The 15,359-nt window shown below is 70.3% G+C and carries 12 protein-coding genes; 6 read left to right on the top strand and 6 right to left on the bottom strand.

The window, feature by feature from the left end:
• The first annotated feature begins 5 nt into the window (after positions 1 to 5).
• The 3 genes from HXX10_RS09490 (at position 6) to HXX10_RS09480 (ending at position 6,104) form a co-directional block, all read left to right on the top strand.
• Positions 6 to 1,028, top strand: a complete 1,023-nt coding sequence (locus HXX10_RS09490; protein ID WP_296521934.1) for a DUF58 domain-containing protein — start codon at positions 6 to 8, stop codon at positions 1,026 to 1,028.
• Complete coding sequence (locus HXX10_RS09485; RefSeq protein ID WP_296522051.1) at positions 1,028 to 3,853, top strand: DUF4159 domain-containing protein; 2,826 nt, start codon at positions 1,028 to 1,030, stop codon at positions 3,851 to 3,853. Before HXX10_RS09490 ends, HXX10_RS09485 begins: the two co-directional genes overlap by 1 nt.
• A gap of 178 nt (positions 3,854 to 4,031) precedes the next feature.
• On the top strand, positions 4,032 to 6,104 hold the full coding sequence (locus tag HXX10_RS09480; protein WP_296521933.1) for a hypothetical protein: 2,073 nt from the start codon (positions 4,032 to 4,034) through the stop codon (positions 6,102 to 6,104).
• 95 nt (positions 6,105 to 6,199) lie between these two features.
• Here the strand turns inward: HXX10_RS09480 and HXX10_RS09475 are convergent, their stop codons facing one another.
• Together HXX10_RS09475 and HXX10_RS09470 are read right to left on the bottom strand one after the other, a co-directional pair.
• Positions 6,200 to 6,952 carry an outer membrane protein gene (locus HXX10_RS09475; RefSeq protein WP_367141951.1) on the bottom strand — a complete coding sequence of 251 codons (753 nt, stop codon included), beginning with the start codon at positions 6,950 to 6,952 and terminating at the stop codon, positions 6,200 to 6,202.
• A gap of 315 nt (positions 6,953 to 7,267) precedes the next feature.
• Entirely contained in the window at positions 7,268 to 7,567 is a 300-nt protein-coding gene (locus HXX10_RS09470) for an HdeA/HdeB family chaperone (protein ID WP_296521931.1), read from the bottom strand.
• Positions 7,568 to 7,808: 241 nt separating this feature from the next.
• Between HXX10_RS09470 and HXX10_RS09465 the strand changes: the two genes are divergently transcribed.
• A complete protein-coding gene (locus HXX10_RS09465) occupies positions 7,809 to 9,026 on the top strand; it encodes a hypothetical protein (protein WP_296521930.1) in 1,218 nt (405 codons plus the stop codon).
• Between the two features lie 144 nt (positions 9,027 to 9,170).
• On the opposite strand, the gene HXX10_RS09460 is transcribed toward HXX10_RS09465, so the two are convergent.
• Both HXX10_RS09460 and HXX10_RS09455 read right to left on the bottom strand, forming a co-directional pair.
• Positions 9,171 to 10,151, bottom strand: a complete 981-nt coding sequence (locus HXX10_RS09460; RefSeq protein WP_296521929.1) for a tripartite tricarboxylate transporter substrate binding protein — start codon at positions 10,149 to 10,151, stop codon at positions 9,171 to 9,173.
• Between the two features lie 86 nt (positions 10,152 to 10,237).
• Complete coding sequence (locus HXX10_RS09455) at positions 10,238 to 10,744, bottom strand: GNAT family N-acetyltransferase (protein WP_296521928.1); 507 nt, start codon at positions 10,742 to 10,744, stop codon at positions 10,238 to 10,240.
• A 113-nt stretch (positions 10,745 to 10,857) separates the two neighbouring features.
• On the opposite strand from HXX10_RS09455, the gene HXX10_RS09450 reads away from it, so the two are divergent.
• Complete coding sequence (locus tag HXX10_RS09450; protein WP_296521927.1) at positions 10,858 to 11,844, top strand: glutathione S-transferase family protein; 987 nt, start codon at positions 10,858 to 10,860, stop codon at positions 11,842 to 11,844.
• A gap of 17 nt (positions 11,845 to 11,861) precedes the next feature.
• Here HXX10_RS09450 and HXX10_RS09445 read toward each other — a convergent pair whose 3' ends face one another.
• Complete coding sequence (locus HXX10_RS09445) at positions 11,862 to 12,392, bottom strand: NUDIX domain-containing protein (RefSeq protein ID WP_296521926.1); 531 nt, start codon at positions 12,390 to 12,392, stop codon at positions 11,862 to 11,864.
• 57 nt (positions 12,393 to 12,449) lie between these two features.
• On the bottom strand, positions 12,450 to 13,700 hold the full coding sequence (locus tag HXX10_RS09440; RefSeq protein ID WP_296521925.1) for an NAD(P)/FAD-dependent oxidoreductase: 1,251 nt from the start codon (positions 13,698 to 13,700) through the stop codon (positions 12,450 to 12,452).
• A 630-nt stretch (positions 13,701 to 14,330) separates the two neighbouring features.
• On the opposite strand from HXX10_RS09440, the gene HXX10_RS09435 reads away from it, so the two are divergent.
• Complete coding sequence (locus HXX10_RS09435) at positions 14,331 to 15,146, top strand: response regulator transcription factor (protein WP_296521924.1); 816 nt, start codon at positions 14,331 to 14,333, stop codon at positions 15,144 to 15,146.
• Positions 15,147 to 15,359 lie beyond the last annotated feature (213 nt).

Here is a 15,359-nt window from a genome sequence, read left to right as displayed (position 1 = left end):
GCCCGATGGCGGCACCCCCCTCCGCCTCGCCGTCGCCCGAACGTCTCGCGCTCGACCGCGCCGGCGCGTCGAGTCGCAGCCTTGCGGCCGTGATGCCGCGGCTGGTGCTGGAGGCGCGCCGCGTCGCCGCGACCGTCATCCACGGGCTGCACGGCCGCCGCCGGGCTGGGCCCGGCGAGAATTTCTGGCAGTACCGCCGCTTCGTCTCGGGAGAATCCTCCGGGCGGGTCGACTGGCGCCGTTCGGCGCGCGACGAGCATCTCTATGTGCGCGAGCGCGAATGGGAGGCGGCCCACACGGTATGGATCTGGCCGGACCGCTCGCCCTCGATGGCGTTCCGCTCGAAGCTCGCCACCGACAGCAAGCTGGAGCGCGGCCTGGTGATGGCGCTGGCGCTCGGCGAGGTGCTGGTGCAGGGCGGCGAGCGCGTCGGCATTCCGGGCCTGATGACCGTGACGGCGAACCGCAACGTGATCGACCGGATGGTGCAGGCGATTCTGCACGATCCGATGGATCGCACCAGCCTGCCGCCGGCCTTCTCGCCGTCGCCGCTCTCCGAGGTGCTGGTGCTGTCCGACCTGTGGAGCCCGATCGCCGAGATCCGCCAGACCCTGGCGCAGCTCAGTGCCGCCGGCGCGCACGGCCATGTGGTGCAGATCGTCGATCCGGCCGAGGAGACGTTCCCGTATTCGGGCCGGGTCGAGTTCGTCGAGCCGGAAGGTTTCGGTTCCGTCACGGCCGGCCGCGCCGAGGCTTGGCGCGAGGACTACGCCGCGCGCGTCGCGCTCCACCGCAGCCAGATCCGCGCCGAGACCGACCGCATCGGCTGGAGCTTCGTGGTCCACCGCACCGACCGGCCGGCGACCGACCTGATGCTGCAACTCCATGCCCGCTTGTCGGTCGGCCGCAGCGGTGCGGCCCCGCTCCGCGCCGAGCCGGCGCCCGACGCCGCCGCGATCGCCGACGCCCAGGCGGATGACGACGCCGGTGCGGGCGTCGACGTGCTCGCGCAAGCGAGGTCCGCATGATCCCCGGGCTGCCGCTCGCCTTCGCCCAGCCGTTGATCCTGATCGGCCTCGTCAGCCTGCCGATCCTGTGGTGGCTCCTGCGGCTGGTGCCGCCGCGGCCGCGCCGGGTCGACTTTCCGCCGACGCGCCTCCTGTTCGACATCGCCCCCAAGGAAGAGACGCCGGCCCGCACGCCGTGGTGGCTGACATTGCTGCGGCTCACGCTTGCGGCGCTGGTGATCCTCGCGGCCGCCGGGCCGATGTGGAATCCGCCGGTGTCGACCGCCACGGCCCGCGCGCCGCTGGTCGTGCTGATCGACGACGGCTGGTCGTCCGCCTCCACGTTCGATGCGCGGCTGCGGACCGCGACCGATCTGGTCGCCCGCGCCCAGGCCGACAGCCGCGGCGTCGCCCTGGTGCCGCTGTCCGACCCGACCCGCGACCTCTCCATCGAGACGCCCGATGCCGCCGCCGCGCGGCTGCGCCTGATCAAGCCGAAGCCGCATGCGGTCGAGCGCGCCGACGCGCTGCCCGCCATCGGCCGCCTGCTCGCCGGTGCGCCGGAGGCCGAGATCGTGTGGCTCTCCGACGGCGTCGATCTCGGCCGCGGCGACGAGTTCGTCTCCGGCCTCGCCAAGCTGACGCAAGGCCGTGCCGTCACGGTGGTGAACGGCGGCGTGCACGCCGCGCTGGCGCTGGCCGGCGTCGACAACGCGGCCGGCGGCCTCGCCGTGAAAGTCCTGCGTGCCGACGCCGACGGAAGCACGGCCGGCACCGTGCGGGCGCTCGATCTGCGCGGCCTGCCGCTCGGGGAGACCGCCTATGCGTTCGGGTCCGGCGGCCGCGAGACCGAGGCCAAGCTCGACCTGCCGGTCGAGATCCGCAACGACATTGCCCGGCTCGAGATCGCCGGCGAGCACTCGGCCGGTGCCGTGCAGCTTCTCGACAAGCGCTGGCGCCGCCGCACCGTCGGCGTCGTCACCGGCTCGACCAGCGAGACGGCGCAGCCGCTGCTCGCCTCGACGTTCTATCTCGCTCGCGCGCTCGGGCCCTTCGCCGACGCCCGCATGGCCGAGCGCGGCTCGCCCGCCGAGGCCGTCACCCAGTTCGCCGACCAGCGCTTGCCCATGATGGTGCTGGCCGATGTCGGCAACGTCGCCGGAGAGGCGCGCGAAAGGCTGTCGCGCTGGGTCGAGGAGGGCGGTGTGCTGGTGCGCTTCGCCGGCCCGCGGCTGGCGGCCGCCGACGACGATCTCGTGCCGGTGCGGCTGCGCCGCGGCGGCCGCGTGCTCGGCGGCAGTCTCAGTTGGGAGCAGCCGCAGCGGCTCGCCAGCTTCTCGCACGAGGGTCCGTTCGCCGGCCTGATGGTGCCCGACGACGTCACGGTCAGCCGCCAGGTGCTGGCCGAGCCGGATTCGAGCCTCGCCGATCACACCTGGGCGGCGCTCGCCGACGGCACCCCGCTCGTCACCGCCGCCAAGCGCGGCAAGGGGATCGTGGTGCTGTTCCACGTCACGGCCGACACCCGCTGGTCCGATCTGCCGCTGTCCGGCGCCTTCGTCGACATGCTCCGCCGCATCGTCGGCCTGTCCGGCGCGACGGTCGGTCCCGACGTCGCCCCGCAGCCCGCCGGCGGCCAGGAGACCGTGGCGCCGACCCGCCTGCTCGACGGTTACGGTGTGTTCGGGGCGCCGCCGCCGACCGCCCGGCCGGTCGCGGCAGGCTTCGCGGGCCGCGCTACCGCCGACAATCCGCCCGGCTTCTATGGGCCGCCCGAGGGCCTGGTCGCGGTCAACACGCTGTTGGGAACCGACCGGCCGAAGCCGCTCGACGTCGCGCCGCTGTCGGCCCGGCTGGAGCCGTATCGCGCCACCGAGCCGCAGGACCTGCGTGGGCCGATCTTCCTCGGCGCCGTCGCGCTGGCGCTGCTCGATGCGCTCGTCGTGTTCTGGCTCGCCGGCGGTCTCGCCCGCCTGACCGGCTGGCGCCGCGCGCCCGCCGCGATTCTTCTGGGCGTCGCGATCGCGCTGGCGGCGGCGCCGCAGATCGCCCGCGCCGAAGATCCGAAGCGCCCCGATCCGGCCGCCGACGCCTTCGCCGCCAAGGCCACCTCGGGCACGCGGCTCGCCTATGTGGCGACCGGCAATGCCGAGGTCGACGCGATCAGCAAGGCCGGCCTGCAGAGCCTCACGGTGTTCCTGGCCCAGCGCACCGCGCTGGAGGGCGGCGAGCCGCTCGGCCTCGATCTCGGCCGGGACGAGCTCGCCTTCTTCCCGCTGATCTACTGGCCGATCGTGCCCGATGCGCCGAAGCCGTCGGCGCAGGCGCTCGCCCGCGTCGACGCCTACATGAAGCAGGGCGGCACCATCCTGTTCGACACCCGCGACGCCGTCGAGGCGTCGCCGGGTGCCGAGACGCAGAGCCCCGGCATGGTGGCGCTGCGCGGCATCCTCGCCTCGCTCGACATTCCCGAGCTGGAGCCGATCCCGCGCGAGCACGTGCTGACCAAGACGTTCTTCCTGCTGCGCGACTTTCCGGGCCGCTTCACGGCCGGGCGGCTGTGGGTCGAGGCGATGCCGGCCGCCGATCCGGACGGGCCGGAGGATCGCCGGCCGGCGCGCGCCGGCGACGGCGTCTCGTCGATCCTGATCACGTCCAACGATCTCGCCGGCGCCTGGGCGACGCGGCCCGACGGGCAGGCGCTGCTGCCGCTGGTGCCGGGCGAGCCGCGCCAGCGCGAGCACGCCTTCCGGGCCGGCGTCAACATCGTGATGTACGCCCTGACCGGCAACTACAAGGCCGACCAGGTTCACGTCCCGGCGCTGCTCGAGCGGCTGGGACAATGATGGATTGCGCCCCGTATAACCGAAGAGCCGGTCATTCCGGGGCGCCGCGTAGCGGCGAGCCCGGAATCCATACTCACAGACAGGGGTTATGGATTCCGGACAGCCGACCTTCGGTCGGCTTCCGGAATGACGGAGAATATTTAGTCGCCGGCGCGCGAAGGAACCGTCAGGACTCAGTATGACCTTCGGGATCTCGTTCGCGCCGCTTGTTCCTGATTACGTGCTGTGGGCCGTGCTGGCCGCGGCCGTCGCGGTGGTGCTGCTGCTCGTGGTGGCGCGCAGCCGCGGCGCGGTCGTGCGAGGCATCGCGCTCGCGCTGCTGGTCGCGGCGCTCGCCAATCCGTCGCTCACCCGCGAGGACCGCGAGCCCCTGTCGTCGGTCGCCGTCATGGTGGTCGACAAGAGCGCCAGCCAGGGATTTGGCGACCGCGCCGCGCAGGCCGAGGCGGCGCGCGTGGCGCTGACCGAGCGGCTGCAGCGCATTCCGGGTCTCGAGCTGCGCACCGTCGAGGCCGGTCAGGCCGACGGCGAGACCGACGGCACAAGGCTGTTTTCGGCGCTCGGCGCAGCCCTTGCCGACGTGCCGCCCGAACGGGTCGCCGGCGCCATCATGCTGACCGACGGCCGCGTCCACGACGTGCCGGCCGACACCGGGGCGCTCGGCTTCTCGGCGCCCGTGCATGCGCTGATCACCGGCCATCCGGGCGAGCGCGACCGCCGCGTCGTGCTGCTCTCGGCGCCACGCTTCGGCATCGTCGGCCAGCAGCAGGTGGTGGTGTTCCGGGTCGAGGATTCCGGCGCGCCGCGCGGGCCGGCCCAAATCCGCATCAGCCGCGACGGCGAGACGGTCGAGCGCCGTACCGTGATGTCCGGCGATCAGGTGCGCGTGCAGGTGCCGATCCCGCATCCCGGCCAGAACATCGTCGAGATCGAGGCCTCGCCGATCGAGGGGGAGCTCACCGCCCTCAACAATCGCGCCGTCGTCTCGATCGACGGCGTGCGCGACAAGCTGCGCGTGCTGCTGGTGTCGGGCGAGCCGCATGCCGGCGAGCGCACCTGGCGCAATCTCCTCAAGTCCGACGCCAATGTCGACCTCGTTCACTTCACCATCCTGAGGCCGCCTGAAAAACAGGACGGCACGCCGATCAACGAGCTGTCGCTGATCGCGTTTCCGACCCGCGAGCTGTTCCAGCAGAAGATCAACGAGTTTCAGCTCATCATCTTCGACCGCTACGCCCGCCAGGGCGTGCTGCCGATCATCTATTTCGACAACATCGCCCGCTATGTGCGCGACGGCGGCGCCGTGCTGGTGGCCGCCGGCCCCGACTATGCGAGCCCGACCAGCCTGTGGCGCACGCCGCTCGAATCGATCCTGCCGGCGGAGCCGAGCGGCAACGTCACCGAGCAGGCGTTCCGCGCGGCGCTGACGGATGTGGGCAAGCGCCACCCGGTCACCCGCACGCTCGAAGGCGCCAATGCCGAGCCGCCGCACTGGAGCCGCTGGTTCCGCATCGTCGACGCCCGCTCGACCGAGGGCATGACGGTGATGAAGGGCCCCGACGACAAGCCGCTCTTGGTGCTGTCCCGCGAGGGCGAGGGGCGTGTCGCGCTGCTCTTGTCGGATCACATCTGGTTGTGGGCGCGCGGCTACGAAGGCGGCGGCCCGCATATCGACCTGTTGCGCCGGCTGTCGCACTGGCTGATGAAGCAGCCAGACCTCGAGGAGGAGGCGCTGCGTCTCTTTGCGCGCGGCCGCGAGATCGTCGTCCAGCGCCAGACCATGGCCGAGACGGCGGCCCCCGTGACCCTGACGGCGCCGTCGGGCGCCACCCGCACGATCGAGCTCGATCCGGCCGATGCCGGCGTCTGGCGCAAGAGCGTCGAGGCGAACGAGCTCGGCCTGTGGCGCGCCGCCGACGGCAAGCTGACCGCGCTCGTCAATGTCGGGCCGCCCAACCCGCGCGAGTTCTCCGAGGTGACGTCGACGCCCGACGTGCTCTCCCCGCTGCTCGAGGCGACCGGCGGCTCGGCGCGTCGCCTGTCGTCGCGTCCCGGCGCCGAGATCGATCTGCCGCGCGTCCTGCCGGTGCGCTCGTCCGAGACCTTCAAGGGCGACAACTGGATCGGCCTCAAGATGCGCGAGGCCAGCGTGGTGCGCGGCGTCGGCGTGCTGCCGATGTTCGCCGGGCTCCTGGGCCTGCTGCTGCTGGTCGGCAGCCTCGCCCTGACGTGGGCCAGGGAGGGACGGTAACGCAGGCAACGGGCCACGCGTCACGAGGATCGGGACACGAGGATCGGCGCGAGCCTGCGCGCCGCTCTTGGAAAGCAAGCGGCGCCGGCTGCTGATCAGTACTTCGCCACCACCGGCGCGCCCCAGTCGAACCGGTAGTTGATGCCGGCGCGGGCGGTGTGGAGCGTGAGCTTGCTCGAGCTGTCGACCGTGAGGCCGAATCCGGGCGCCGTGTCGACGTCGGCGAAAAAGCCGATCGAGCCGAGGTCGACATAGAGATACTCGGCCTTCACGGACCAGTTTCGCGTCAGCGCGTATTCGAGGCCGCCACCGACGGTCCAGCCGGTCTTCGTCTGCGTGACCGAGCCGCGGATGTTGTTGAAGTTGAGCGCCGGGTCCGTGAGGATGGACTGCGAATAGTCGCGATGCCCGAGGGCGAGGCCGCCGGTTGCATAGACGAGCAGGCTCTGCACCGAATAGCCGAGCCGACCGCGGAACGTGGCGAGCCAGTCGAGGTGGTCGCTCTCGGCGAAGGAGCGGTTCGCCAGTGCCAGCGCCGGCGGGGGAGTCAGAAGTCCGGTGCTGCGGCTGCCATTGATGTCGGCGAAGGAGAAATCGGCTTCGACGCCGAGCACCCAGTTGCCGATCTGAGAGTTGTAGCCGGCCTGGAAACCGCCGAGCGCGCCGCTGGTGTTCAGCGTCGGCGAGCCGTTGGCTGTCAGCCACGCCGGCTGTCCGGGAAACCAGGGCCCGGGACGCAGCGTCACCTCGGCATCGCCCCATCCGTAGCCGACATGGGCGCCGAGATAGAAGCCGGTCCAGCTCGGCGGCGCCACGATCGGCGCGGGAGGCGGTGCCTTCAGTGCCATGTCGGCTGCGAAAGACGACGTTGCCGCGACGCAAGTTGCCGCGACGCAAAGGGCGGCGGCGACCGCTGCTTTGACCACTGGACTCGTCATGGTGCCCCCCGGCAGTAAATCGTTACCGAGTCTTAGGAGAGCTGCGGGCCACCGCTAGTGCACGCAAGACACACAGTCGAAGAATCTGCAACCCGTCCGGGACGGTCGGACGATCGACTGCCGGGTTGGCCTTCTTGGCTCGACCGGGAGGAGCCTGCGCTCGCCCCGGTCGGACAATCCCGCGTGCCGTCGGCGAGCTGGTTTCCGGGAGGGGAGACGATAGCTCTACTCCATCACCTTGTCGGCGGCCGTGATCAGGCCGAGGGTCGGATTGGCGGCGCAATAGGCGCCGAGCTTGCCGGCGCGGTCCTTCAGCTTGTCGAAGTCGAGCACCGGCGGGTCGTCCTCGCCCGTGTAGTAGCCGAGCATCCAAGCGATCACGAAGTCGAGCCGGTCCTTGCTGCCCTCGAAGAAGTCCTTGCAGGTGATGGTCGAGAGATCGAGCTTCTGGGCGGCGACCGGCGTCGGCGCGGTCGCGATCGTCGCGGCGGCGAGCAGGGCGAATGCGGCGGCGGGCAGCGTCATGGGCGGGGGCCTTTCAGAGGTTGCGTCGGCTTGCAGTCTCGCTTGTCGTGACATGCGCCGTGGCGGTGGTTCAATGCACGAGGTCGAGATCGGCCGTCGTCGAGGGTCGTCGCGCGGCGTGTTTCTACTTCCGAAACGCGGCCCCCGCATGCGGGCGCCCGGATGGACGGCGCCGGGCTTCCGGGGCTAAGAGGGGCTCCCCTGCAAGAACCCGGGCAATCCACGCCAATAGGTGATCGACATGAGCGAGCCCCATATCCGCGACAACGAATGGTGGGTCTGCCCCTACAACAACGCGCCCGAGGTGGCGGCGGCGCGGCAGCTTCCGCCGAAGGTGGAGATCCACGACGCGACGCTGCGCGACGGCGAGCAGACGCCCGGCATCGTCATGGACGTCGCCGACAAGGTGGCGATCGCCGAAAAGCTCGCCGAGGTCGGGGTCGAGCGCATCGAGGCCGGCATGCCGGCCGTCTCCGACATGGATTTCACCGCCATCAAGGAGATCTCCCGGCTCGGCCTGAAGTCCAAGATCTTCTCGTTCGCGCGCGCCGTCACGGGCGACATCGACAAGGCGCTCGAATGCGGCTGCCACGGCGTCATCGTCGAGGTGCCGATCGGCTGGCCGAAGCTCAAGTACCAGTTCAAGTGGACCTGGGAGGACGTGCTCAGGAAGAGCGTCGAGGTGGTCAACTACGCCAGGAAGCGCGGCCTCTACGTCGTCTACTTCCCCTACGACACGACGCGGGCCCGCGAGGAGGATCTGACCAACCTGCTCACCCGCCTGATGCAGGAGGCGCCGCCCGACTCGATCGGCGTCGTCGACACCATGGGCTGCGCCCTGCCGGAGGCGATCAAGTACATGGTGCGGTGGGTGAAGCGCATCACCGATCTGCCGGTCGAGGTGCACACCCACAACGACTTCGGCATGGCGGTGGCGACCGAGCTGGCCGGCGTCGAGGCGGGCGCGAGCTGCGTGCACTCCTGCGCCAACGGGCTCGGCGAGCGCACCGGCAACGCGGCGCTCGAGGAGCTGATGGTCGCGCTGCACGTGCTGTACGGCTACGACAAGCAGTACCGGCTCGACAAGCTGCCCGAGCTCGGCGCCCTGGTGAGCCGCATCAGCGGCGTGCCGATCGCCGCCAACAAGCCGATCCTCGGCTCGAAGAATTTTACCCGCGAATCGGGAATCGGGGTGGATCTCGTCGTGAAGGAGCCGCTCGCCATGTTCGGCACCCATCCGGCGCTGACCGGGCGGGCCGGCGACGTGGTGCTCGGCAAGAAGAGCGGCAAGGCGTCGATCACCTACACGCTGGAGAAGCTCGGCCTGCCGGTCCCGGACGACGCCGCCGTCAACGAGATGCTCAGGCAGGTCAAGGACCAGGGCATCGCCAAGCGCGGCCTCGTCACCGACGAGGAGTTCCGTGCCATCGCCGAGAGCGTCGTCGCCGTGAAGGCGTGACGCGGTTGCTGGTCATTCCGGGGCGCCGCGCAGCGGCGAACCCGGAATCCAGCCACAATCACCAGGCTTGCCGCTGGATTCCGGGTTCGCGAGCCTTCGGCTCGCGCCCCGGAATGACGGCGATCTGATCAAGCTCAATCGCGATCAGTCGATCTTCAGCCCGATGCGGTCGACGACCTCGCTCCACTTGGCGATCTCGGCCTTGACGTAGCGCTCGGCGTCGGCCTGCGAGCCGCCCATGGCCGAGAAGCCGATGCGGGCGAACTGCTCCTTCACGTCCGGATCCTTGATCACCGTGTTGAGGTCGGCGTTGAGCTTGGCGATCACCTCGGGTGGCGTCTTGGCCGGCACGAACAGCGCCACCCAGGTGGCGTCGTCGACCTCGTCGAGCCCCGCCTCGCCGACCGTGGGTACGTCGGGCAGCGCCTCGACCCGCTTCGGGCTGGTCACGGCGAGCGGCACCACCTTGCCGGCCTTGACCAGCTCGGTCGCCGCCGGCATCGCCACGCTGGCGAGCGCCACATGGCCGCCCATCGCGGCGTTGAGCGCGGGGCCGGCGCCCGTGAACGGCGCGTGCGGAATGTCGACCTTGGCGAGGAAGCGGAACACGCGCTCGGCCGAGAGATGCGGCGTCGTGCCGGTGCCGGCCGAGCCGAAGGTGAGGCTCTTGGTCCTCGACAGCGCGATCACGTCCTTCAGCGTCTTCACGCCGAGGTCCGGGGCGGCGACGATCAGGTTCGGCGTGGTGGCGGCGAGCCCGACGACCTTGAAGTCCGTCTCGCCCGCATAGCCGGGATTCTTGTAGAGGCTCGGATTGACCGCGAAGGCGCTGGTCGTCACCAGCACCGTGTAGCCGTCCGGCTGGCCGCGCGCGACCTGCACGGCCGCGATGTTGCCGCCGGCGCCGGCGCGGTTCTCGATCACCACGGACTGGCCCCAGAGCTGCTGCAGCTTGAGGCCGACGATGCGTCCGATGATGTCGGCCGGACCGGCGGGGGCGAAAGCGACCAGGAAGCGCACCGGTTGGGCCGGATAGGGAGCCTGGGCGGTGGCGGCCGTCGTCACGGCGAGGGCCGCGGCGAGGGCCAGCATGGCGGCCGCGAGCGAGCGCATCGGACGGGACATGGGTTCTCCTCGTTGAATCGGCGCGGATGCGTCGGGCGGGTCTTGCAGCGGGGCAGCGGAATCGAGCAGGCGCAAGGTCGGGCGGCTCAGGCGTCCCAATCCGGGCGGATCGGGCCGCTTATTCCCTCGAACGCGTTCGGCTCGAGCTCGGCGATCAGCAGGCGGGCGGGGTCGACCGGTCCGGGCATCACGGCGCGTCCGTGCGGGATGCGCTTGAAGCCGGCCCGGGCGTAATAGGGCTCGTCGCCGACCAGGACGACCAGCCGGTGGCCGCGGCGCCGCGCCTCGTCGAGCGAGCGAACGATCAGCTTGAGGCCGATGCCGCGGTCGCGGAACGGCGGCTCCACGGTCAGCGGACCGAGCAACAGCGCCTTGGCGTCGCCGATCCGGATCGCGGTGAGACGGACCGAGCCGACCAGCAGGGTGCCGATGCGGGCCAGGAACGACAGCGCGCTGTCGTGCGCCGCCTTCTCGCGGATCCGGTAGGCCGTGCGGGCATAGCGGCCGGGTCCGAAGGTGCGCTCGTGCAGCCGCTCGATCGCCACGGCGTCGGCGGGAGTCTCCGGCAGGATGGCGAGCGACAGATCGGTCATGACGCGGTAGATGTGCGCTGGAGTCGGGACTGCGACGGTGAGGCGCGCACCGGAAAGGTGTCCGGTGCGGCCACCGTGACTAGATAGCAGTGATCGGCCGGCCGGAGAAGCGCATGGGTCTGCTCGTCGAGGGGGTCTGGCACGACCAGTGGTACGACACCGGCTCGACCGGCGGTCGCTTCGTGCGCACCGAGTCGCAGTTCCGCAACTGGGTGACGCCGGACGGCGCGCCGGGACCGACCGGGCAGGGGGGATTCCCGGCCGCGGCGGGGCGCTACCATCTCTACGTGTCGCTCGCCTGCCCGTGGGCGCACCGCACCCTGATCCTGCGGGCGCTGAAGCGGCTCGAGGCCGTCGTCTCGGTCTCGGTCGTGTCGCCCCATATGGGCCGCTTCGGCTGGACCTTCGACACCGCCGAGGGCTCGACCGGCGACGCGCTCGGCGGCGCTCGCACGCTCGCCGAGATCTACGTGGCGGCGGAGCCGCACTACACCGGCCGCGTCACCGTGCCGGTGCTTTGGGATCGCCAGCGGCGCACCATCGTCAGCAACGAGTCGGCCGAGATTCTGCGCATGCTCAACGGCGCCTTCGCGGTCTTCACGGACGTCGCGACCGACTACAGCCCGCCGGAGCTGCGGGCGCAGATCGACGAGATCAACGCGTTCGTCTACGCCAACGTCAACAACGGCGTGTACCGCGCCGGCTTCGCCACCACGCAATCCGCTTACGAGGAGGCGTTCCGGGCACTGTTCGCGGCGCTCGACGAGATCGAGGCGCGGCTTTCCGCGCGACGGTTTCTTCTGGGCACGCAGATCACCGAGGCCGACTGGCGGCTGTTCACGACGCTGATCCGGTTCGACGCCGTCTATAACGGGCACTTCAAGTGCAACCTGCGGCGGATCGTCGACTATCCCAACCTGTCGAACTATCTGCGCGACCTCTATCAGGTGCCGGGCGTCGCCGGCACGGTCGATCTCGACCACATCAAGCGCCACTATTACGGCAGCCACCTCACCATCAATCCGACCGGCATCGTCCCGGTCGGCCCGGCGCTCGACTTCGACGCGCCGCATGACCGCGGCCGCTTCGGCCCGCCCTGAGCTTTTCGCGCGAACGCTCACCAGCGATCGGTCGCCGGCGCGCCATGAAACACCTCGGCGATGCGGGCGCGGGTGCCGCGGGTGGTGCCGGCCGGCAGCGCGTCGAGGGCGAAGAAGCCGGTGGCGACGATCTCGCGGTTCGGCACCGGCGGCGCCGGCTGCTCGAAGGCCCGCACCACGAACAGCGCGACATGGTCGCGTCGCGACACCCTGGCATTGAGATAGATGCCGTGCAGCACCGGCGCCGCCGTGAGATGCACGTTGCCCTCCTCGCGCAGCTCGCGGTCGAGGGCCTCGTGCATGCTCTCGCCGACCTCGACGCCGCCGCCCGGCAGGTACCAGCCCGAGACGTAGCTGTGGCGGACCAGGAGGACACGATCCTGCCCGTCGACCACCAGGCCGCGAACGCCGAGCGTGTGCCCGCGGCTCACGCGCCAATAGACATGCAGCACGCCGCGCAACGCCCGTTCGCCGGCTCGCCGCAGCCGTGCCACGGCGGCGGGATCGTGGGTCGTCGAATCGGGTCGGGGGCCGGTCTGGTCCGCCATGCGGGGCTCGTCGCCTTGTTGATCCCGGCCGACGCTACCCTGCTTCGCGCCGGGCCGCTAATCCGCGCGCTGCCCGACCGTTCTCGGCACGAGGGCAGCCGTGACGGCGGCGGCTGCCGCGCGTCCGCTGCGTAGCGCGCCATGCGCGGTCGAGAAGCCGCGGACCGAGCAGGCTTCGCCGGCGAAGAACACCCGATCGTCGAGCGGTCTCGCCAGGATCTCGCGCGCCTGTGTGGAGCCGACCCGCGCATGGGAGTAGGCACCGAGCGCCCAGGGGTCGCGGCCCCAGGCGGTCGCCGCGACCAGATGCACGCGGTCGCGGATCCTGCCCCCGAACGCGGCCGCCAGCTCCTCGCGCGCGAAGGACAGGAACGCCGCGTCGCCGCCGGCCTCGAGGTCGCGGGCGAGCGCGCCGCCGAAATAGCCCTCGATCAGCGGACGGCCGAACGGCCGCAGATGATAGTTGCCGGTGGCGCGCCGGTCGGGGGCACCGATCAGCCGGGTCTCCGCCGGGAGATCCTCCGGCGCGTCGAGCCGCAGGAACAGCTTGTCGGCGAGGCCGAGCGGCAGCGCCGCGGCGGCCGCGAGCGTCTCGGCCGGCTCCGGCGAGAGCCGCAGGCGTCCGGCGGTCAGCACGGTAGGTGGCACCGCGACGATGACGGCGCGCGCCGTCAGCTCGCCCTGCGCGGTCGCCACCCGGACGGTCGCGCCGTGGTAATCGATCGACTGCACCGGGCAGTTCACGACGATGTCGAGGCCGGTCGCCTGCGCAGCGACGAGCCTGCCGTATCCGGCGGCGACCCGCCAGTTCTCGCCGGTGTCGCGATAGCGGTCGAGATCGTGCGCCGACAGATGCGCGAGCTCGACGCCGTTCGCCCAGGTGCTGACCGCGTCGATCAGCGGCGCGAAGCGATCGCCCGGCGTCAGAAGGTCGGCGGCCGGGCGGTCCGGCCCGGAGGCGGCGGCCGCGATCCGGTCGTAGAACGTGTCGATGGTGCGGGCGAAGGCCTCCTGGGCGCCGGACGGAAAGGTCGCCGTCGCGGCCGGCCGCTGCCAGGGAGCCGGCGACCGGTCGACCGCGAAGCCGCGGGCGAGCGCCAGCGCGACCCATTCGTTCTCGCTGGCCGAGTGCAGCCAGCCGCAGCCGAGGTCGATGGGCAGTCCGTCGATCACTCGGGTGAAGGCGCGTCCGCCCACCCGGTCGCGCGCCTCGAGAACCCGGACCACGAGCCCGGCAGCGGCGAGCTCGCAGGCGGCCGTCAGGCCGGCCGCGCCGGCGCCGACCACGACGACGTCGATCCCGCTCATGCGCCTCCTTTCGCCCGCCCCCCTGTCGGGGCGGGGCAGAAACCCGCGTCCGAATCCGGAGCCCGGCTCGCGGCCGGTGCAGACCATCCGGATGGCTCATCCGTTTTGCATCGATGAGCAGTGCAATCGATTTCGGTCTGCGGTTCGTTCGTCGCAGGGCGATCACAATTTAGTGATGAACGAGGCGGTGGCACCCGGAAGTGGCGCTTTGTGACAACGGAGCCACGGAGTAGCCAAGAACCGCAGCTAATTGCTCGATCGTTTTAAGGGATAATCTGGGTCGGATTGAACGTAGGTTGTAGACTGGCTGGTATTGATTCGGGTTCGGAATTAGGATTGTGTGTTCCCGAAAGCAATTAAAGTGGTACACAAGGTACCTCGGGAGGCTCTCATCAAATGATCGGCCGCGCGCAATCTTGTTTATGATTGTGAATAGACGGCTATAGGCGGGTTAATGCTATGGTCACTCTATAATACGTCTTTAGTATTAATCCGAATATGCTCGCAGCACCTCGCCATTACGTCGAAGAACGATTGGGATGCAACTCCATTGCGATCTCGATTTGATACCTCATCTGACTGCGATCGCGTGGCGCGGGTCGTGCGTCCCGGCCGCCGTGAGGATCTCGCGTGACCACCTCTGACGCCTTGTTTCAGGATTTGCGGGTCTATGCGGCATTGCTGGACCGCTTCGGCTTCATCCTGTCCGTCAACAGCCAATGGAAGACGCTGGTCGATGCGGGGGGGATGGTTCTCCCTTACGAGGACCGGCCGGCCGTCAACTACGGTGTCGGCGAGAACTATTTGCGCTTCTGCGCCTTTGCCGACCCGCTGTCGCCGCGCCTCATCACCGGCATCTCGCAGCTCCTGGCCGGCCAGATCGACTGCGTCTCGATCATCTATCCGCGCCGCTCGGCCATGCAAAACACGTCGTTCATGCTGTTCGGCTTTCCCTATGCGGTGGACGGCAGCCGCGCCGCCCTGCTGCATATCGACATCACGTCGGTCTTTTCGGCGTTGATCCAGAACAGAAGCCGCCATGCCGGCCCCGGGGCCGCTCCGGAAGGCGGCCACTTCGCGGAGGCGCCGGGGCCGCGCGATCTCGCCATGGTGGCCACCACCCTCGAATCCTCGGTGCTGGCGGCGATCGCCGCCACCCGCGAACCCGACCGTCTGCCCCTGGCGCGGCTTGCCGCCTCCGCCGAGGCCGGCGACGAGCGCCAGCCGCCGCTGAGCAAGCGGCAGTGGCAGGTGCTGTCGCTGATGACCAACGGCCTCACCAATGTGGAGATCGCCCGCCAGCTTGGGCTGTCGCCCAACACGGTCAAGATCCACGTGTCGGGCATCCTGGCCCGGCTCGGCTTGCCGTCGCGCACCCAGGCCGTGCACTGGGCCCTCACGCAGGGCCGCCCGGACAAGGTGGGCGACGGGCCGGAGCGAAGCTGAGGCGCACAGACCCGGTCCGTCCCGGCGTCGTCGCCGGGATCGACCCGGCGACCAGGCGATCCATCGTCTTACGGACAAAGGATTTTTCACGCGTCCGAGGGAGTCGCGGGCGCGATGCCCGCGCATGACGCGTCGACGCGTGGAGACGCGCTCCCTTATCATACGGTTTCCGGGTGATTGACTCGGAGGATTCCGAGACTGTTGCGAAGCAGT

It is taken from the genome of Rhodoplanes sp., from assembly GCF_013377085.1.
Classification (GTDB): domain Bacteria; phylum Pseudomonadota; class Alphaproteobacteria; order Rhizobiales; family Xanthobacteraceae; genus Rhodoplanes.
The sequence above is the reverse complement of the archived record's forward strand: the minus strand, read 5'-3'. Positions and strand labels throughout refer to the sequence as shown.

Bases quoted from the DNA above. Each gene is read 5' to 3' on its own strand.
- HXX10_RS09455 (WP_296521928.1), bottom strand. From the start codon at position 10,744: ATGACCGATCTGTCGCTCGCCATCCTGCCGGAGACTCCCGCCGACGCC.
- HXX10_RS09465 (WP_296521930.1), top strand. From the start codon at position 7,809: ATGAGCGAGCCCCATATCCGCGACAACGAATGGTGGGTCTGCCCCTAC.
- HXX10_RS09490 (WP_296521934.1), top strand. From the start codon at position 6: ATGGCGGCACCCCCCTCCGCCTCGCCGTCGCCCGAACGTCTCGCGCTC.
- HXX10_RS09480 (WP_296521933.1), top strand. From the start codon at position 4,032: ATGACCTTCGGGATCTCGTTCGCGCCGCTTGTTCCTGATTACGTGCTG.
- HXX10_RS09450 (WP_296521927.1), top strand. From the start codon at position 10,858: ATGGGTCTGCTCGTCGAGGGGGTCTGGCACGACCAGTGGTACGACACC.
- HXX10_RS09440 (WP_296521925.1), bottom strand. From the start codon at position 13,700: ATGAGCGGGATCGACGTCGTCGTGGTCGGCGCCGGCGCGGCCGGCCTG.
- HXX10_RS09475 (WP_367141951.1), bottom strand. From the start codon at position 6,952: ATGGCACTGAAGGCACCGCCTCCCGCGCCGATCGTGGCGCCGCCGAGC.
- HXX10_RS09470 (WP_296521931.1), bottom strand. From the start codon at position 7,567: ATGACGCTGCCCGCCGCCGCATTCGCCCTGCTCGCCGCCGCGACGATC.
- HXX10_RS09445 (WP_296521926.1), bottom strand. From the start codon at position 12,392: ATGGCGGACCAGACCGGCCCCCGACCCGATTCGACGACCCACGATCCC.
- HXX10_RS09460 (WP_296521929.1), bottom strand. From the start codon at position 10,151: ATGTCCCGTCCGATGCGCTCGCTCGCGGCCGCCATGCTGGCCCTCGCC.